Source organism: Olivibacter sitiensis DSM 17696, assembly GCF_000427965.1.
Taxonomy (GTDB): Bacteria; Bacteroidota; Bacteroidia; order Sphingobacteriales; family Sphingobacteriaceae; genus Olivibacter; species Olivibacter sitiensis.
Genome location: NZ_ATZA01000032.1, coordinates 16,435 through 35,521 on the forward strand (window position 1 = coordinate 16,435; position 19,087 = coordinate 35,521).

General features: G+C 46.6%; 17 protein-coding genes. 10 read left to right on the forward strand and 7 right to left on the reverse strand.

The window, feature by feature from the left end; translation table 11 throughout:
• Positions 1 to 54 precede the first annotated feature (54 nt).
• Both recF and A37S_RS0115585 read left to right on the forward strand, forming a co-directional pair.
• Positions 55 to 1,170 carry a DNA replication/repair protein RecF gene (gene recF, locus A37S_RS0115580; RefSeq protein ID WP_028297792.1) on the forward strand — a complete coding sequence of 372 codons (1,116 nt, stop codon included), beginning with the start codon at positions 55 to 57 and terminating at the stop codon, positions 1,168 to 1,170.
• Entirely contained in the window at positions 1,151 to 1,441 is a 291-nt protein-coding gene (locus A37S_RS0115585; RefSeq protein WP_028297793.1) for a DciA family protein, read from the forward strand. The genes recF and A37S_RS0115585 overlap by 20 nt, the downstream gene beginning before the upstream one ends.
• On the opposite strand, the gene A37S_RS0115590 is transcribed toward A37S_RS0115585, so the two are convergent.
• The 3 genes from A37S_RS0115590 to A37S_RS0115600 are packed head-to-tail and all read right to left on the reverse strand — an operon-like array spanning position 1,431 to position 3,763.
• Positions 1,431 to 1,964, reverse strand: coding sequence for a shikimate kinase (locus tag A37S_RS0115590; RefSeq protein ID WP_028297794.1), 534 nt, complete (start codon positions 1,962 to 1,964; stop codon positions 1,431 to 1,433). The genes A37S_RS0115585 and A37S_RS0115590 overlap by 11 nt on opposite strands.
• A gap of 6 nt (positions 1,965 to 1,970) precedes the next feature.
• Complete coding sequence (locus tag A37S_RS0115595) at positions 1,971 to 3,161, reverse strand: BT_3928 family protein (protein ID WP_036602775.1); 1,191 nt, start codon at positions 3,159 to 3,161, stop codon at positions 1,971 to 1,973.
• 26 nt (positions 3,162 to 3,187) lie between these two features.
• A complete protein-coding gene (locus A37S_RS0115600) occupies positions 3,188 to 3,763 on the reverse strand; it encodes a DUF1599 domain-containing protein (protein WP_084163933.1) in 576 nt (191 codons plus the stop codon).
• 483 nt (positions 3,764 to 4,246) lie between these two features.
• On the opposite strand from A37S_RS0115600, the gene folP reads away from it, so the two are divergent.
• The 7 genes from folP to A37S_RS0115635 all read left to right on the forward strand — a co-directional run bounded on the left by folP (position 4,247) and on the right by A37S_RS0115635 (position 13,582).
• Positions 4,247 to 5,116, forward strand: a complete 870-nt coding sequence (gene folP / locus A37S_RS24930) for a dihydropteroate synthase (protein WP_051293227.1) — start codon at positions 4,247 to 4,249, stop codon at positions 5,114 to 5,116.
• Between the two features lie 67 nt (positions 5,117 to 5,183).
• Positions 5,184 to 6,209: a YCF48-related protein gene (locus A37S_RS0115610; protein WP_028297797.1), complete on the forward strand. Its 1,026-nt coding sequence runs from the start codon at positions 5,184 to 5,186 to the stop codon at positions 6,207 to 6,209.
• Positions 6,210 to 6,296: 87 nt separating this feature from the next.
• Complete coding sequence (locus A37S_RS0115615; RefSeq protein ID WP_169719513.1) at positions 6,297 to 7,784, forward strand: TPM domain-containing protein; 1,488 nt, start codon at positions 6,297 to 6,299, stop codon at positions 7,782 to 7,784.
• Positions 7,785 to 7,791: 7 nt separating this feature from the next.
• Positions 7,792 to 9,975, forward strand: a complete 2,184-nt coding sequence (locus A37S_RS0115620) for a hypothetical protein (RefSeq protein WP_028297799.1) — start codon at positions 7,792 to 7,794, stop codon at positions 9,973 to 9,975.
• A gap of 36 nt (positions 9,976 to 10,011) precedes the next feature.
• The gene (locus A37S_RS0115625) at positions 10,012 to 10,716 is read left to right on the forward strand and encodes a hypothetical protein (protein ID WP_028297800.1); all 705 of its coding nucleotides are present in this window, start codon (positions 10,012 to 10,014) and stop codon (positions 10,714 to 10,716) included.
• The gene (locus tag A37S_RS0115630) at positions 10,716 to 12,959 is read left to right on the forward strand and encodes an ATP-binding protein (RefSeq protein WP_051293229.1); all 2,244 of its coding nucleotides are present in this window, start codon (positions 10,716 to 10,718) and stop codon (positions 12,957 to 12,959) included. Before A37S_RS0115625 ends, A37S_RS0115630 begins: the two co-directional genes overlap by 1 nt.
• Positions 12,956 to 13,582, forward strand: coding sequence for a response regulator (locus A37S_RS0115635; protein WP_028297802.1), 627 nt, complete (start codon positions 12,956 to 12,958; stop codon positions 13,580 to 13,582). Before A37S_RS0115630 ends, A37S_RS0115635 begins: the two co-directional genes overlap by 4 nt.
• A gap of 150 nt (positions 13,583 to 13,732) precedes the next feature.
• On the opposite strand, the gene A37S_RS0115640 is transcribed toward A37S_RS0115635, so the two are convergent.
• Both A37S_RS0115640 and A37S_RS0115645 read right to left on the reverse strand, forming a co-directional pair.
• Positions 13,733 to 14,398 (reverse strand): ABC transporter ATP-binding protein, encoded by a 666-nt coding sequence (locus A37S_RS0115640; RefSeq protein ID WP_028297803.1) that lies wholly within the window; start codon positions 14,396 to 14,398, stop codon positions 13,733 to 13,735.
• A gap of 153 nt (positions 14,399 to 14,551) precedes the next feature.
• Entirely contained in the window at positions 14,552 to 15,628 is a 1,077-nt protein-coding gene (locus A37S_RS0115645; RefSeq protein WP_028297804.1) for an aminotransferase class V-fold PLP-dependent enzyme, read from the reverse strand.
• A 54-nt stretch (positions 15,629 to 15,682) separates the two neighbouring features.
• Here A37S_RS0115645 and A37S_RS0115650 point away from each other — a divergent pair, with 54 nt between their 5' ends.
• The gene (locus A37S_RS0115650) at positions 15,683 to 15,904 is read left to right on the forward strand and encodes a VF530 family protein (RefSeq protein ID WP_028297805.1); all 222 of its coding nucleotides are present in this window, start codon (positions 15,683 to 15,685) and stop codon (positions 15,902 to 15,904) included.
• A gap of 41 nt (positions 15,905 to 15,945) precedes the next feature.
• Here A37S_RS0115650 and A37S_RS0115655 read toward each other — a convergent pair whose 3' ends face one another.
• Together A37S_RS0115655 and A37S_RS0115660 are read right to left on the reverse strand one after the other, a co-directional pair.
• Complete coding sequence (locus A37S_RS0115655) at positions 15,946 to 17,217, reverse strand: BamA/TamA family outer membrane protein (RefSeq protein WP_051293230.1); 1,272 nt, start codon at positions 17,215 to 17,217, stop codon at positions 15,946 to 15,948.
• 139 nt (positions 17,218 to 17,356) lie between these two features.
• Positions 17,357 to 18,937, reverse strand: a complete 1,581-nt coding sequence (locus A37S_RS0115660) for a peptide chain release factor 3 (protein WP_036602780.1) — start codon at positions 18,935 to 18,937, stop codon at positions 17,357 to 17,359.
• Positions 18,938 to 19,087: the final 150 nt, after the last annotated feature.

The window sequence follows — 19,087 nt, forward strand, 5'->3', positions numbered from 1 at the left end:
TATCTCATTTCTCCGCTTATTGCGTCTTGTCTCTATTTGCCTATCTTTGTGCCCATGTGGTTGCAAACTTTGTCCCTCCTTCACTTCAAAAATTATGACGAGGCCAACCTGAGTTTTTTACCTGGCGTAAATGCCTTTACAGGAGCAAATGGAGCTGGGAAGACCAATCTTTTGGATGCCATACATTATCTTTCTCTTTGTAAGAGCTATTTCAATCCCGTCGATTCTCAGCAGATTAAGAAGGGAGCGGATTTCTTTATGGTGCAGGGTACTTTTGAGAAAGACGGATTGCAGGATGTCATCGCCTGCAGCCTCAAAAAAAATCAAAAGAAGCAATTCAAGCGCAATAAAAAGGATTACCAACGTTTGGCAGATCACATAGGTTTGTATCCTTTGGTGATGGTCACGCCAAACGATTCGGTCATCATCACCGAGGGGAGTGAGGAGAGACGCAGGTTTGTGGACAACGTTATTTCCCAAACCGACTCCCGTTACCTCGACGACTTGATTACATATAACAAGTATTTGCAAAATAGGAATAGCCTACTAAAGCAACAAGTACGCGATGAACGCTTGGTGAGAGTATATGACGAGCTGCTGGCGGGCGTGGGAAATAAGATATTTGCCAAGAGGCGTGCCTTTATGGAAGTGTTCGTGCCAATGTTCGACAAGCATTATCATTTCATTTCCGATGGGATCGAAAATGTACAGCTCAGCTATGAGTCGCAGTTATTGGATTTGCCTTTTGATCAACTGCTGCAGGAAGCCTGGCCAAAAGATGTAGCCATGGAGCGCACTACGGTGGGTGTTCACAAAGACGACTTGTCGTTTTTGATAGAAGGGATGTCCATGAAGAAATTCGGCTCGCAGGGGCAGCAAAAATCTTTTCTCATCGCGCTGAAGCTGGCACAATATAGCTTTCTTCAGCAGAGCAAAGGCTACAAGCCACTCTTACTATTGGATGATATATTTGACAAGTTAGATGATATGCGCACGAGAAAGTTGATGCAGATGGTTTCGAACGATGATTTTGGCCAAATATTCCTTACTGATACCAGCGCAAAACGTGTGGAAAACACGTTTGACGGAATTGATACCGAAGTACGTATCTTTGACGTGAACAAAGGACAGGTAACACAGCTATCGCAACATGAAAAGAACGAACGATAAGACATTGAAGGAAGCGATCATGCAGTACCTGGACGTACGGAAGATGCGCCGCAAATTTGACGAGACGGCACTCATAGCCGCTTGGCCCGAGCTGATGGGGCAAGCCATCGCCAACAGGACTACTAAGCTTTATATTCGCGACAAGCGCTTGTACATAGGGGTAGAATCGGCCGTCATCAAGCAGGAATTGATGATGATGCGCCAGCAGATCATCGGCAAGCTCAACGAGCACGTGGGAGCCGTGGTGGTAGAAGCCTTGGTTATTCTTTAAGACCTAAATTTTTCGCCAATTCTTCCAAATCCAGATCTAACGCTGGGATGTGATGCTGCGCCTGGCTGTAGAATGGTTCGCGCTGTTGCATCCGTTCTTCTATGAGCTGGAGTATTTCCTCCTCGCTCAAATCCTTTATCAAGGGTCTTTTGTGGCGCTTGCTGTTGGCCAGCCGATTGGCCAGCGCCGTATGAGGCATGGTGAGGTAGATAGTAGTACCTTGTTGGTTCATCCAATCCATATTGTCAAAATAGCAAGGTGCTCCGCCGCCCGTGGAGATTACGCTGGTAGGTCTATTAACAACTGCTCGCAGGATTTCCCTTTCTTTTTCCCTGAATGCGGCCTCGCCGTGCAGGGCGAAGAAATCGCTGATGGGCATCCCTTCCTGCTCCACAAAGACCTCATCGAGATCCACAAACGGATAGTTCAACAGGGCTGCCAGCTTTTTGCCATTCGTTGTTTTGCCCACTCCCATAAAGCCTATGAGAAAAAGGTGCCGTGTATTGCCTAAGCTTGCGTTCATGACGGATTAATTTTCCTTGGAAAAATAGTCTTTTGCCAAATTTTCAAATTGTGGGAAAGTGTGGTAGTGCCATTTTTTGACAACTGTTCCGTCTTTCATCAGCAGCACGCCGGGGTTGCTTCTTACCGTGCTCTTCAAAGGAATGGCGTCGGCATAGAAAGGCTCCATAAACAGCTTGAGGTGTTTGTCCAATTCATCTACCTGTGTGGCGGAACTGGCCGTTAATAAAACGGTACGTACATTATACTGCTCGGAAGCGTTGAGCGCAGTTGCATTGATCTTTGCGAGGGCATCGAGGTTTGTCTCGGTAAGGTCGTAAGCTACCACCAGCAGGTTATAGTAGGGGTTGGCCAATATTTCATCATTGAAATCAGTTTCGCCACCGGCATCGGTGATGCGTAGATCTTGGATGGGAGCACTGAATCCTTTTTTGATGAGCTTGCTTTCGGGTTCTCCAATGATTTCCCACTGGTCGTCTTCCCAGATCTTTTCGTCCATATAGACCTTGTCCGTTACTGTCTTCTCTTCACCGCTTTGCTTGTGCTTCAGGTCGTACTGTATTTGGTATTCGTCTGCAGGAGCCCCTTCGGGCACGTGCATTTGCTCGGGCAGGTTGTTTCCTTCTTTGTAAGGTAAGAAATCAATGACCGGAAGATAGTTGTAGGTATATATACCCGCGCCAAAAGAAACGATAACGATCAGGGAACCCAATACCATTTGGACAGCCAAACTGTTTGTGATGGGCTTTATCTGTTTCCTGTAAATAAAAATAACCAATATAAGGATGAATAGGAAAACATCTTTCCCAAACGACTGCCACGGGGTGAGGGGAATGGCATCGCCAAAGCATCCGCAGGATTTTACCACCTCAAAATAGGCCGAATAAAAGGTGAGGAAGGAGAAAAAGAATATGAGCAGCAATAGCCCCCAGGCAACCAATCTGCCGGCAAAGCCCAAGAGCAGGAATGCCCCAAGGATAATTTCCAAGGCGCATAGGAGGATAGCAATGGCCACGGCATAGTCGCTGAATACGGTCAAGTGAAACACCTCGAAATATTCTTCCAGCTTGTAGCCGAAACCGACGGGGTCATTGGCCTTGATGAGGCCGGAAAATATGAACAGTAGGCCTACCAGTAGTCGGCAAACAAGCAGTGGGTAATTGGGACGTCGAGCGGTAGCGTATGTATGTGCGTTCATAGTAAGAGCGAAAAGATAAAACTTTTTTATACCAAGGTGCCTGTGCTAGCCTCTTTGGCAAAGTCTAAGCGAATCAATGCAAAAACGGCATAGTTAAGCATATCCTGATAGTTGGCCTTGATGCCTTCGGAAGCCAGGGTTTGACCCTCGTTGTCCTCGATTTGCTTCACGCGGAATATCTTCATCAAGATGAGGTCGGTGAGCGAGCTGATGCGCATATCGCGCCAGGCTTCTCCATAGTCATGGTTCTTGGCAGACATCAGCTGCTTGGTCTCGGTGACGGCCTGTTGGTACAAGCGGCTTACTTCTTCCAAAGGTAGCTTTTCCGGTGCATCGGCATCCAGTTGCAACTGGATGATGCCAATGATGCAGTAATTGACAATGGCCACATACTCGTTGGGAATATCTTCACCCACCTTGGAGACCTTCTTTTCCTCCAAGGTGCGGATACGCTGTGCCTTGATGAAGATCTGATCGGTAATGGAAGGCAAGCGCATAATGCGCCAGGCGGTACCATAGTCTGCAGCCTTTTTCAGAAAAAGGTTTCTACAGTGACCTATAACGGCATCAAATTCGGTAGACGTGCTATTCGTAATCTCCATCTTGTTCGTTTCTCAGCGGTAAAATTTGAATAGTACAAACCTAAACAAAGCCTGTTTAAAAAGCCAATTTTAAGGGACTATTTTTTACAGATGCTAATGCGCATCGGAGTATGTTGCGGTGCAGTGGCAACCTAGACATTGCATTCGCATCGTTGTCTAAAAACGAGTAATTTTGGACTAAGGAAACAAAGCTTTGTCCGTTATCCCTAAGCTTGACAAAGGTTCACACTCGCAATACTTTAAAAATATTCATAAAAATTGTTAGAATCCGTCCAAGTCCCTTCAAATCCGTTGACTACTCGGTGTTCAGTCAGCTTTCCTTTAGCATTCATAGTACTGCTACCTTATTATTAGCGATAGGCAAGGGAGCCGGTAGGGATGGAATGTTAACTATGAGAAGCCAAATTTATTTGGCTTTGTTGTGACATTGTTACAACTTTGTGCTATGGAAAGCAAAAAGGTAGTACGTAACACATAGTACTTATGTTAGAAGAACAAACGCTGATACGTACGGGGAAGAACCTGATGGACCTATCGAGGCCCAGGGTAATGGGCATACTCAACCTCACGCCCGATTCCTTCTATGACGGTGGACAGTATCTGGATACCGGGCATGCCCTGGAGCATGCAGAACAGCTGTTGGCAGCAGGTGCAGACATACTGGATCTGGGTGGCTATTCCTCCAGGCCGGGTGCCGCCGATGTATCGGAGGGAGAGGAGATAGATCGTTTACTGCCTATGGTGGAGCTATTGGTTAAAAAGTACCCGCAAGCTGTCCTGTCCATTGATACCTTTCGGGCAAGCGTAGCTGAGGCCTGCCTTCGTGCCGGTGCGCATATGATTAACGACATTGGTGGCGGCAATCTGGACGATAACCTATTTGATACGGTAGCCAAGTACCGCGTGCCCTATGTCTTGATGCACAGCCGGGGAACGCCAAACACGATGCAACGACTCACCCAATACGATGATCTGGTCATCGACATGATCCGTGAACTGCTGCCCAAGATAGCGCGTCTACGCGAGCTGGGCTTGCGTGATATCATCGTCGATCCGGGCTTTGGCTTCGCCAAGACCTTGGATCAGAATTACGAGTTATTGGCCAGAATGGACGAATTAAAGGTGCTGGGGTTGCCTATTCTCGGGGCCTTGTCGAGAAAATCGATGGTTTATAAATTACTGAACAATACTGCGGCGGAGGCATTAACGGGGACTACGGTACTCCATACCTTGTTGTTGGAAAAAGGGGTCAACATAATCCGTGTACATGACGTGAAGGAGGCCGTGGAGGCGATTAAGGTATGGGAGAAATATAAGTCTAAAGCTCAAAGACTAGAGACTAAAGCATCCTAGCAAACTGACAATCAGCCTTGATACTTATGTCTTGATACTTGATACTTAAATCTTGATACTATTAAAAATGAAAAGAACACATAATTTATTCACGGCCCTGCTCATGCAGGTGATTTGCGTTGCTGGTCTCCATGCACAGCAACTGGAAAAGCTGCACGAAGGAAACCAGGTCAGCATCAGGGGTATGGCGCTGCCAAATGATTCGGTCGCCTGGGTGAGCGGAAGCAAAGGCAGCGTAGCCTTGAGCGTCGACAGTGGCAAGACATGGCAATGGCAGACGATTGAGGGGGACGAAAAATTGGATTTCAGGTCTATAGCTGCCTTCTCTGACAGCGTGGCCGTGGTAGTGAGTGCGGGAAGTCCGGCGGTGATACTCCGCACTGTTGACAGGGGAGCGAGCTGGACAAAGGTGTACGAAGACGATCGTGATTCCATTTTCTTTGACGGCATATCTTTCTGGGATGATAGCACGGGCTTGGCATTTGGCGATCCCATTGGTGGTTTGATGCAGCTGCTGACCACATCGGATGGCGGCCAAACTTGGAGCAACATCAGTGAAGAGGCGGCCGTGAAACTGCTGAAAGGAGAGGCTGGATTTGCCGCTAGCGGCACGGGTATCAGAACACTGGGAGATGGTTCGGTATGGATCGGTACGGGTGGGAGCAAGGCGCGGCTTTGGTACAGCTATAATTACGGACGATCTTGGACACCTTATAATGTACCTATTGAGCAGGGGGGCAATAGTCAGGGGATTTTTTCCATAGCCGTTACTACCGATAAAAAAGTCATTGCGGTAGGCGGAGATTATGTCAACGACAGAAACAATAACAATGTAATTCAGCTTTCTGCCAATGGTTCTGTTTGGAAAGCCCCACGAAGCAGGCTTTCTGGCTACAAATCTGGCGTGGAAGTGATTGGCGAGACGCAACAAGTAATTGCTACTGGCACTTCAGGTACAGATTTTTCGACAGATGATGGCGAGACCTGGAAAAATATTTCCGATATCAGCCTTAATGTGGTGCGTTCTTCTCCCAGTGGAAATTTGGTGTTGCTCGCTGGAGGAGATGGAAAGGTATATCGTTTAATCTTTTAATTCCCTGTTTTCAGCTATAGGGGCTATTTCATATTTTTTTCAATTTTGCAAGGTTACATAGGGGAAGTGTCTATAAAATCGTTGCATGTGAGGAAATTTGCGTTCATTCTTTTGCTTTGTTGTTGCCGGTACGGCGCCGTATTTTCTCAATACAGTGTGCGTACCGTGCCCAATCCCAAGCAATATGGTCAATCGCAATATGTAAGCAATCCCGATAGGGTATTATCCAGTTGGGCTGTCGATTCGCTCAACCGCTTGGCCCGGGAAGTGGAGGAAAAGAGCGGGGTGGAAATCGCGGTGGTTGCCGTAGACGATTACGTGGGTTCGGACGACTTCGAGTTTGCCTTGGAGCTGTATAACTATTGGGGCATTGGCCGTATGGAAAACAATGCGGGCTTGCTGCTTTTCATTGCCAGGGATAAGCGGGCCTATCGCTTCATTACGGGCTATGGGCTGGAATCCGTTTTGCCAGATGCGTTGCTGAAACAACTGGGCGAGCAGGGCTTGGTACCCCATTTTCGGAAAGGCAAATATGATGAAGGCACAGTAGCGGTCATGAAGGCCGTTCAACACGCCTTGACCAGCGAGAGCGGACGGGCAGAACTGCATGGGGATTTGTCCAGAAAGGAAAGCCTATGGCACCGATATGGTGACCCGCTATTGAACAGCGCTTTTTGGTTGCTTTTGTACATCATGGCGTGGAGACGGGCCGACAGTGCCATAGACAAAGCGATGTACCGCAAGAAGAAGAGAAAGTCGAGAAAGCGAGGGATTGACTATTATCCGCTCATGGTAGCTGGCATGCTCTTGTTGGTTATGCTTTTCCTTTCTATGTTTGTCATGCTGCTGTTTTCCCAGCATCCATTGACGCTCTTTCGCCTAGATTATTTTCCATATTACATCATCGTATTGGGTACCATAGCCTTGAATGTCAAGTATGGGGACGGTGTGCGGGTCATCGAACAGCTGTATAAGGATGAGGAAAATAAAAAACGGGAATTATCGGCATTTAATAAAAGTATGCTATTCTCCATTGTGTTATCGCCATTGGTACTCATAAAGGTACTGAAGCAATGGAAGTATTGGAAAAAGCAAAGGGTCAGATTTATTGCTCCCGATGCGCAGGGAACGTGGAAACGCTTGAACAGGGACGAGCTAACCAAACTCTCGCTGTATCTGGACAAAGGGCAACAGGAGGAGGAACGACTGGGATCCAAGAGTTACGAACTATGGCGAGATACCGATTCGGAAAACACAAAAGCGGTGGCTTGGACAGGAAGCAAAGCCCACCTGTTCAGCACTTGTCCTGCATGCCATTACGAAACCTTAAGTGCGCCGCATGTCAAAACCCTGAAAGCAGCTACTTTCAAAAACACGGGAAAGGGGCAGGAGTTGCAAAAGTGCGCATTCTGCAAGCATGAAGTGCTATTGGGAATGGTTGTTTTGCCCGTGAAAGTACGGGATTCCGGTTCCGCATCTGGAGGCGGTTATTCTGGAAGTAGCAGTAGCGGTTCAAGCGGTGGCAGTTGGGGCGGTGGCAGCAGCGGTGGTGGCGGTGCGGGGGGAAACTGGTAATAGCACTATGGAAAGACGTCCTATTCAACTGGAATTGAAATCGCTGAAAGCGAGATTATGGGCCTTTTATTGGGCACTTACCCTTTTTATGGCCTTGCCTTGGCTGCTGATCTGCTGGTTGTTGTCATGGCCTTGGTCTATCTGTTTGTGGGCATGGGGCATTTTTGCGCTGAGGGCATTCGTAAGGCATAGATGGGCCCTGTACAGGTTGCGGAAAGATTTTCGGTATGGCGTTTCCATGCGGCAACGGGCACGCATAGTGCGCGCAGATCTCGTACAGCAACGACGGTGGTGGGGCAGGCGAGTGAAACAGGTAGCGGTCTTTTTGGAGAAAACTTTGGACGGTTCCAAGGACGAGAGAGACCACTTTGTCTTATGGGAAAACAGGGATAAGCCTTTTCCAAAGCAGGATAAGTCGCTGCGATACCGTTACCGCGAGCTGGTCAGTACCGTTTTGGAGATAGACTACCTGCCGCATAGCGGTATCATCATATCGTATCGCATCTTGGATGAAAAAGACAATGAACTGGAGTACATGGGAGACCTGAAGCTATATGTGAGGCAAAGGGACATTACGCTTTTTAAGGCAGAGGCAAGGAGCATGATCTTACCGACGGAAAAGATAGACTTTATTACCTTTGAAAGAAAGCGCAAGGGTGCCCATTATACATTGACCTTAAGCTCGGAAAGTGTGCCGGATATCTTGCCCGTTCCGTCCCTGATACCTCGATTTCATGAGCTGGAGCAATGGATGAAAGACTTGTCCGCCTTTGACTGGCATGCCTATGAACTGGCCAAGGAGGATGAAGACATCCGTGAGCCCTTTATCCTTTGGGAGCGCGAGTTTAAGGTGGGAATACCGATTGGGTCGCCTTTTTCGGGTATGCGCGTCACGCATTCGGGTGGACGGTTTGTGGTGACCTGTTCCAATGGATATAGCGAGTCCATTGATGAAAGCGCCATAGAGATGGTTACCATAAAGAGTTATTCGACAGTGAAACCCAATACGGACTTCGATATTAATCTGGCTGGATTTGCTCGCTCCAGCGTAAACGTAAAATCGCATGCCGAAGGTTTTTCCGATGTACTGAACTGGCTCTGTGCATTGCCCCGTTTTGATAGGATAGGATTTGAGCGCCTGACCCGTGAGGTAGGGGAGCAGCCAGCGATTGTCTGGAAAAAAGAACCCACAGCAGAGGCTGCCATAATCCCCCAGACCGAAGAGAACGGCATGGACATGGGGCAACTGGAAAAGGGGATCTTACTGGAGGATAGCAATCTGTTTATCGCCTGGTCAAACTTTTCTTACCTGGAAAAGATAAAACAAGTGAGGCGTGAGCAGGTAAACCTACCCAATACCAACTACAGGCAGTACAGGTACACCATCAAAGCTCCAGTGGTGTTGAATGGCATTCAATTAAAGGAACTGACTTTTCTCTCCCCCGCTTGGCAGATAGGCAAAGGGTTTAATAGGGCCTGGCCCATGGTCAATGCCAGTGCGAACATTTCTTTGGGCAATGGCGGCGAGCGGGATTATCGGCTATTGAAACAGCACTTGACAGCGGGCCTTGGTGCTCCGAAGACAAATGAAAGCCAAGACTTTTTGGAATCCCAATGGAGTGGCAGGACAAGCTTGTCCATACGTGCCTGGAAACCTAATAATATCGCTCAATTTTATGACTATTGTGGCCTTTACCTGGACTATGATCCGGATGTTTCTGCTTTTTTCAGGGATAGCTATGTGGATTCGTTCATTCTGGACGACGCCATCAGCTATCAGGTTTTCTCGGGCTCATTGCAAGTGAAAGCCGATTACCTGACCAATATCGCCACTAGGCTGATGCCGGAAGCTTTGTCCGCCCTGTTGTCGGATGATGGACAGTTCCTCGTCTGGTTGGACAGTGAGCATAGCTTAATAGGTATCGGCAATCGTCACTTTGCGCATATCATGCCCCTGTCGCGCATTGGCGAGTGGGTTTTTGTGGGATATTATTGGCGGGATGCACCAAGAGACCTGAGCCTGTATTTTCAAAAAGGAAGTGACACACAGCCGACGATCTCTACCGGACAGGACAATTTTATTGGAGATTTTAAAATGGCGGATGAAGGGAGATGGGCCAGTTTGTTGGAAGAAATAGAGAACTTTGTTTCTTTTCCCTGCCGATTTATAGAAGATAGGCAGTATTATTAAAACAGGTTTGCAACAACAAATAGAAATTAAGCTAAAATGAAAATAGGGGGTCAAAGGAAACTTTTCAGTGTTTTGATGCTCATCAGTGGGTGTCTATTTATCAAAGGACCCGCCATGGCGCAAGATTCCTTGGAAGTTTGGAAAGTGGATTTTAAATATATCGAAAAGGACAGCGTTTCGGGTTCCGATTTCGCTTATGCTGTATTTGCGGATTATGGACTAGTAAGCTTATACTACCGCGACGGAGCCTTTAAATGGGTATATACGGATTCGCTCTATGAGCTAGGCAATGCAAAGGGAAAAATACATTACATGGTTAATGGTACGCGTGCAGAAGAGCTTTTATGGCCTAGCGGCGTGATGCCGGACAACTGGATGATGCAGGATAGCTTTTTCTATCTGTGGCCCAAGGACTATAAAGGCCAGTGGCTGAACAAATCGGGCGAGGTAGCCGGACTGACCATTTATCCCAAGATTTTCTCTTCCAGCCATTTGGTGGATGAGCAGGTTTTGGTTTATTTTACGGATGATTTGCCGGAAGCGGCATGGAAACCCTATTCTTTTTTACATCACGAAGGACACGGTATACTGGGTATATTTCTTACCGATGGGCAAGGGGAAATACGGAAGGGTATTGAGGCCACTGGGGTTTCCAAGGTAAAAGTTGGTGCCGATTTTTTTCTATTGCCAGAGTCGCTCCATATAGTGGAAATAATAAAGCCGCCCAAATTGAATGAATAATGATAGAAAGATATAGGAATTTATTGTTAGTATGCGTATTATACAGCCTGTTTGTGCTGTTGCCATTCTTGGCGTCGGCACAGGGAAGTTTAGACTCCTTGGCTCATCTATATGCATCAAAGAACATAACAAAGGAAGAGAAATGGTTGTTGGCTGGAAAGTATAGCACAGCACTGTTCTTCAACCAGCAGGAAGGTGAGGGGATGCAGCTGCTGGCACAAAATATAGCCCTGTGCAGGAAGGCCAAAGACGGCCGCTATGCCGCATACCTATATGCTATTCAAGCGATGAACTACAAGATTCTGGATGAGGATGACTTGTCACAAAACGCGCTTGATAGTGCCTTATACTACAAGCAATACACGACAGACAACCGAATACGCGGTTATGTGAGTTATTGTGAAGGTTGGCTTAAGTATAGGGATAATAAGCCTGTGGAGGCCGTTAATAGTTTTGTGGAAGCACTGAAAACGCTGGACCTGGCAAAAACTAACGACTATAAATCGGCCATATACAAAGAACTCTATAGCATATATGCCGAATGGGGCGACTATGGCCTACAGAAAAAATATGCGGAGCTTACCTTGGATCTGGCTCAATCCATCAAGGATATTTCCCTCGCTTTTGATGCCAACCGGATGTTGGGAGGGGTATATGAAAACCTATATCGGGAAAAAGAGGGAGAAGTAGCTCTTCGCGACTCGGCACATTACTACTACCAAAGGGCTATATCCATTTATGAGGCTAACGAGGGGAGAATGCTCGTGCCATCCAATTTGCCACATGTGGCACTCAATCTCGCCAATTTATTCATGGAATTTTATCCGGAAAGCTCCAAGCCAGAGGCCATAAAATATGCCCATATGGCTATAGAATTGGGAAAAAAGACACATCAGTATACTTTTGTGGCTTCCGCATATGGCATCCTCTCCGAATATGAAATGCAAGATGGCAATATTGAAGGGACAAAACGCTATTTATTGCAAGCTATGAACGAGATTATGCAGGACTCTATGGCAGATAGGATTATCCTTTCACGTATTTATCAAGGTTTGGCCAATGTCTATGAACAGGAAGGCGACACTGAACAGTCCCTGCATTACTACAAGCAGTACCAGCAAATATACAAAGACATATATGATGCTGATAAGATGGAGATTGGCCGGAGGTTGGAAGCCCAGTTTGAGAAAGAGAAGCAAATGCAGCAGCTAGCTTACCTGAAATTGGAGGACGAGAAAAAAGAGCAACAATTGGCTTTGATGCGTTCGGTAGCAAAGCAGAGCGAACAGCAATTGGCAAATATGGCCTTGAAAGAAGAAAACCAACGACAAGAGATTGTTATGTTCAAGCTTCAGTCCGAAAAAAATGAGCAGGCACTTTCGCTCGCACGACTGCGATCGGAACAACACGGACAGGAAAAGGCCTTGATGCGGCAAGAGATTGAAAGCAATAAAAAGCTCAATCGCGTCTATTTTTTGTTGATGCTGGTGTTTTTGCTCATTCTCGTGTTGGTATATTATGTGTACAAGCAGCGATCGACCAGCCTTAAACAGCAGGCCGAAGTACACTTGCTGGCCCTGCAAAAAGTGAAACAGGAGCAGGAGATTTCCAATTTGACGGCTATGCTGGAAGGTCAGGAGAAGGAGCGTGCGCGCTTGGCAAGGGATCTGCATGACGGGTTGGGAGGGCTTCTATCCGGAACTAAAATAGAGCTTTCGGAACTAGGATTGGCAAAAGAAGTTGCACCTTTTAAGTCCTTGCTGAATAGGTCGCTGGGGCATATCGACGCTGCGGTGGATGAGCTGAGAAGAGTAGCCCATAATCTCATGCCAGAATTGGTGCTGAAATATGGCTTGAAGGAGGCTATCAAGGAGTTTTGCTCTAGGGTGAGCAAGAAAGTGAGGGTAGAAGCTCAAATCATCAATTATAAACAGCAGCTGAATGCGCATGATGAGGTCATGGTGTACCGAATTATTCAGGAACTGGTGAATAATGGATTGAAACATGGCCGTGCAACCCATATTTTGGTACAGTACCAAGTGAGTGGCGACCGCGCTTTCCTTACGGTGGAGGACGATGGGATTGGATTTGACCAGAATGGGCAGCAGCAAAAAGGAATGGGAGCCGGATTGCTCAATATACATTCAAGATTACAGTATTTGCAAGGCGAGATGCATGTCGATTCACGCTTAGGTCAAGGTACAACGATAGAAATTGAATTTCCAATAAGTAAGAATATATGATTAATATTGCCATAGCTGACGACCATCCTATCGTACTGGATGGATTGAAGAATCTGTTGGATAAGCAGGAAGGGTTTTACGTACAGGACGTATTTTCGAATGGTGAAACGCTGCTTGATAGCTTGAAGGGAAATCGTCCTGACGTCTTATTGCTGGACATCAATCTGCCAGACATGAGCGGTTTGGACCTAGCGCCTAAAATCAAGACGCGGTATACGGATATGAAGGTTATCATCCTCAGCGTTCATAATGAATTTGCGGTTATAAACAGCATGCTCATCAAGGGGGCGGACGGCTACATTCAAAAAAATGTGGTTAGTACGGAGATTGTAGATGGCATTCGCACGGTGATGGCAGGCAAGAGGTTTTTGTGCTCGCAGACGAAGCAGATCGTAACAAAAAAAGAGAACGAAGGCTTGCAAGTGGTGCCCAAGATCACGCGTAGGGAGAGGGAGATATTGCAATGCGTAGCCGAAGGACTCACGACCGTTCAAATAGGAGATAAGCTTTTCATCAGCCCACATACCGTGGAGAGTCATAGAAAGAACCTCATGGAGAAATTCGATGTAAAGAACCTTTCATCGGTCATTAAGTTGGCTACCGAGTATGGGCTGTTGCATTAGAGTGAGATTATGCGCTTCTACTTGCGTAAGCGCACCTTGGCTGTTATGGCGTAGATATAAATTACTGCCAAAGGGGAGAATTAAAGCCAAAAAGCCATTTCTAATGCTAGAAATGGCTTTTTGGCTTTAATGATTTGTGGCTTGGAGAAACTACTTAACCACCTGTCCATCCAGAAGTTCAATAATCCTAGAGCCATATTCGGCATTTTTTTCCGAGTGTGTTACCTGAATAATGGTGACGCCGTCTTCGTCGTTCAATTGCTTGAACAATTGCATAATCTCATCCCCTTGCTTGGAGTTGAGGTTCCCCGTAGGCTCATCGGCCAAAAGCAACTTGGGTTTGGTAGCCAATGCCCTGGCAATACCTACGAGTTGCTGCTGTCCACCGGAAAGCTGGGTAGGGAAAAGGTCTTTTTTGCCCACGATGCCAAACCTGTCCAGGAGATCGGCCACAATGGCTTTACGTTCGCTTCCTTTTAAGTTTTTGTAGATCAAGGGGGTTTCGATGTTTTCATAAACTGTCAGCTCGTCTATGAGGTGGTATGCTTGGAATACAAAACCTACATGTTCCTTATATATAGTTGATCGTTGCTTTTCTTTCAGTCGCAGTACATCTTCTCCAAGGAAGTGGTAGCTGCCTTCATCCGGCTCGTCCAAGAGGCCCAAAATATGCAGAAGGGTAGATTTGCCAGAGCCCGAAGGCCCCATGATGGAGACAAATTCACCTTCATTGATGGTGAGGTTAATGTCTTTCAATACAAAATTGCGAATGCCCCCCGTATTGTACCATTTAAAGATATGCTCTAGTTCTATCATTTTTATATTTGTATAATTGACGTTCTCTTTCCAAGACCACAAACCCGACCAAAAAAATAACTACTTGATAGTTATTTGGTTAATGGGATATGTGTCATGATCCGTTGTTCGTTATCGGACACCTCTTGCCCATTTGCGTACAGTAGGTTCGAGCTAAGTGTCCAACACTTCCAAGAGATGATCAAGATCATCTGCTGTATTATATATGTGAAAGGCTACCCGTATACCCTCTCCACGAGGTAGGCAGACTATTTTTGCCATTTGTAGCTGCTGGTACTTTTCCGTTGAAATATGTAAGCTAAATATATTGGAGTGTGCATATCTCCGTTGCGCTACCTTTTCGCTGAGAAGGCCTCGCTGGATAAAACCCTCTTTGGCTTTCTCCGCCAACTGCTGCAATTGCTGGGTCAATAATGGGAAGTCAAATTGCTCGAAGAGCTGTAGGCTGTGCTGCAAAGTGCCATAGGACAACGTATCCTGATGTCCTGGTTCGAAGAAGAAGGACAGATGGTCCTTGTCTTGCAAAAATGGTTCTTGAGGTTTTCTCATTTCTTTGGTAACGGCAAATAGCTGCTCGGCAGCATCTTCCTTTAGGCAGACAAAGCCATTGCCATAGCCGGCCAATAGCCATTTGTAGCCACTGCAGATAAGTATATCTATTGCCGATTTTTCGAAATCAAATGGCCTCGCGCCACAATATTGGGTAGCGTCGGCAACTAGCAGCAAGTGTGAATAGCGTTGCTTTAGGTCTTTCAGAAAATCAAGGTCTATTTGTAGGCCATCCAAATATTGCGTCATGCTAAAGGCAAAAACCGTTGGCCCATGCTCTTGTACGGCCTGCAGGATATCCTCTTCCATGTTTTTCCCCAAGGGAATACTTATGGACTCTATGGCATGTTTTTGGACGGCGTAATTGATGGAAGGGTAGTCGTTCTCCAGTAGCAAGATACGCTGTTTGGGTGCCAAGCCGTTGAGTACGGTATTGAAACCGAAGGAAAAATTGGGTATTAGGTAAGTTCGGCTCGGATTTGCGTGGATAAAGCGAGCTATACTTGCCTTTACCTCGCACAAAAAATCAGCCTGATGGATGCGGAAATAACTTCCCTGTTCTAGATAGGCAGTGTCGTGCTGGCGACGCCACTGGTAGTGAGAAGAAGACAGCAATCCCGTACTTGCCGTATTGAGATAGGTACAGGAAGAAAGTATAGGGAAAAGCTCTCTGATATACATGGCAACGAATATAATGATATTTTTTATCTTCGTTGCGTTAGAAAAAACTGGAATATGGAAAACAATACACAGCCCAATAATCCTTTGCACGGGGTGAAGCTGGAAACGATAGTGACGAAATTGCAGGAGCATTACGGATGGGATGAGCTGGCCCGATTGGTGCGTATCAACTGTTTTGCGAATAATCCGACTGTTAAGTCCAGCCTTCATTTTCTAAGAAGAACGCCTTGGGCAAGGAAGAAAGTGGAAGATCTTTATTTAGATACCTTTCATTAGTGTTAAGTAAAAACTAAAAAGGCAAAAGTAAAAAAGGCAATTCAAAATACTTCATCCAGACCGATCTGAAATCCGCTGAAGTCTTTGCTTTTCCCAAAATCTATGGCGATGTTGGTTCCGGCTCCTTTGTTGAATTTTATTCTTAGGCCCGTGCCTATAGCCGCGTGCCAGTCTCGCATCAATCTACTTTTTGGTCCACTTACGGTATTGGTGTTGGCAAAAACTACAAAGCCCAACAATCCGTTTGCCGTGATATCCTTTCTGTATTCGGATTCGAAGTATAGGAGATGGCGCCCGCGATGCCGGTTTTGGTCAAAGCCCCTCCCTGAGCGGTTATATACGTCCCAGCCAATGCTGGGAAGATCCAGATAGGGTACGGCAGTATCCAATACCCCCCAATAGTACATCCATAAACCCAGCATATTTTGCTTGTTGACGTCTTGGGTGAACCGAAAGTACTTCCTTAGGTCCAAATAAGTAGAGCGCCACAAGTGATCGCTCCCCAATAATGTTGGATTGACCCGATATTGAAAATAGGCATAACAGCCATCCAAAGGGTTAATGGAGTTGGTTCGCGTATCATACAACAGATTGAGGCTTACTCCCGATGACAGGCTATTAGAGCCATCTCCCGTGCCATAGTCATAGTTTACGTATTCGGCAAAATTGCCGTTTTCGGCATCGGCCCTGATATTCATTCGGCTGTCCATGTTATAGCCTAGCCCGACATAGAAATGGTTGCTGAGCCGCCGCAGGGCATGTTGGTAAAATCTAATATAGGTGTAGTTGATCAAAAATTTGTCTTCTTCGCCATATTGATTGCCCAGGCCCCATGTGTATTGCGGATAACGCAAGAAACGTGTGTCGCCCATGATCACCCATTCGTTGTTTTTGAACCATACATAAGATCGAATGGGCAAACCGAAGCGTTTACCGAAATTCCAGTAAGGCGTGAACGTAATCCTGGACATGTTGGTGGTATTTCTGTCACCTTTATAAAAACCGGCAGTGGTACTGGTAATCAAGGCTGTTCCACCACCTGGCACCTCGGAAGAGAATGGAAGAAAGGAAAAATAAAATTGCTTGCCTTCTGTGCTGTCTGGGCCTTTAGGCGGTGAGATTTTCAATAGATTTTTAGCGATGTCGATAAGGTCCACTTGGCGTGTCGTATCGGCATGTGAGCGTGAGGGCTCCAGTTCGTTTCCTGGTCTTTGTGCGTAGGCTGTCGAAACCAAGGTCAACAATAAACCGATACATCGAGCGGCCGCTTTGAGATAAAAATGTTGAGCGTATTTTTTTAATAGCTTCGGCATATGTTCCATTCGTCCAAACATCAAACTCAACTTCATGTCAAATTTAGTTCTTTTCCTTTGTGAGGACAAATAATTTGAGCGGTAATTATTTAAAAAGGTCAAGCTGTTGTGGTATAGATCATTCCACGCTAGCTTTCTGCTACCACTCGGAGGTTTCATGGAAAACCACATCGGGAAAATTGCGCTTCTCCGTGTCGATATCCCATTGCGAATGCGAGAAATAGACAGGCTTCCCTTCCTTATCGGCGCCAACACGGCTGGCATTTGAACGCAAGAACTGCTGTAAACTCTGATCGTTATCGCTGCTTACCCAACTGGCTTTTTGGAAACCGATGGAACGGAAGTTACAGGAAGCACCGTATTCGTGCAGCATCCTGAATTTGATGACCTCAAATTGCAGTTCACCCACAGTGCCTACAAATTTTCGGCTTTTTTGGTTTTGATAGAAAAGCTGTGCCACTCCTTCATCGACCAGCTGGCTGATGCCTTTTTCAAATTGCTTGCTTTTCATTGGATCGGCATTCTCCACTTCCCGGAATATTTCGGGGGAGAAGCTGGGTATACCCATGAATTTCAGATCCTCGCCTTCCGTCAGGGTGTCGCCAATCTTGAAATTACCGGCATCATAAAGGCCCACTACGTCGCCCGGCCAGGCCTCTTCCACCAAGCTCTTGGCATCGGCCATGAAACTGGTGGGGGAGGCAAATTTCAGTTTTTTGCCCAGTCGCGTATGCGTATAGAACTTATTGCGTTCGAACTTGCCGGAGCATATGCGGCAGAATGCGATTCGGTCGCGGTGATTGGGGTCTAGATTGGCATGTATCTTAAAGATAAATCCCGTGAACTTGTTTTCGTTGGGACTTATAGTCCGCACATTGGTTTCCCTCGCTTGTGGCGGCGGGGCTATTTCAATGAACGTATCGAGCAATTCCTCCACGCCAAAGTTATTAATGGCACTCCCGAAAAATACCGGTGCCAAGTATCCAGCGCGATAGAGCGATAGGTCGAAAGGTTCGTAGACGCCCTCTACCAGCTCCACTTCCTCGCGCAGGGTTTGTGCAGGCTTTTCGCCTATCTGTTTGTCCAGCTCGGGGTCCTCCAGGTTGTCGAGCTGCACCACGTCTTCGGCTCTTTGTTTTTTGATAAGGCCACTAAAAAGTTTCAGCTTCTTTTGGTAAAGCTGATATACACCCTTGAAGGTGCTTCCTATACCTATGGGCCAGCTGAGGGGCCGAGTGGAAATATTGAGTTCCTTTTCCAGTTCTTCCAATAGGTCAAAAGGAACCTTTCCCTCGCGGTCCATCTTGTTGATGAAGATGATAACGGGAATGTGGCGCATACGGCATACCTTCATCAGCTTGCGAGTCTGCTCTTCCACGCCTTTCACGCAGTCTACGACGAGAATGACCGAATCCACCGCGGTTAAGGTTCTGTATGTGTCCTCTGCAAAATCCTTGTGCCCGGGGGTATCCAAGATATTGATCTTGCAGCCTTTGTATTCAAAGCCCATCACGGAGGTGGCTACCGAGATGCCCCGTTGCTTTTCTATCTCCATGAAATCGGAAGTGGCTGCACGGTCGGCCTTATTGCTCTTGACAGCTCCAGCCTTTTGTATAGCACCGCCAAATAAAAGTAACTTTTCCGTCAAGGTAGTTTTTCCGGCATCGGGGTGACTGATGATACCGAAGATTCTCCTTTTGGCAATTTCTTTCTCTAGCATGATGAAAATGGCTTTGAATATAAGTGCGCAAACTTAGCCAAAATGCTTTGATATGCCAAGTTTGGGCCGTTGAATTTATATGGCTCACACAAACTTACCCGCCCAAAGCTAAGAACGTAAGGACGCAAAGAAAAGTTAGCGTCTTTGAGA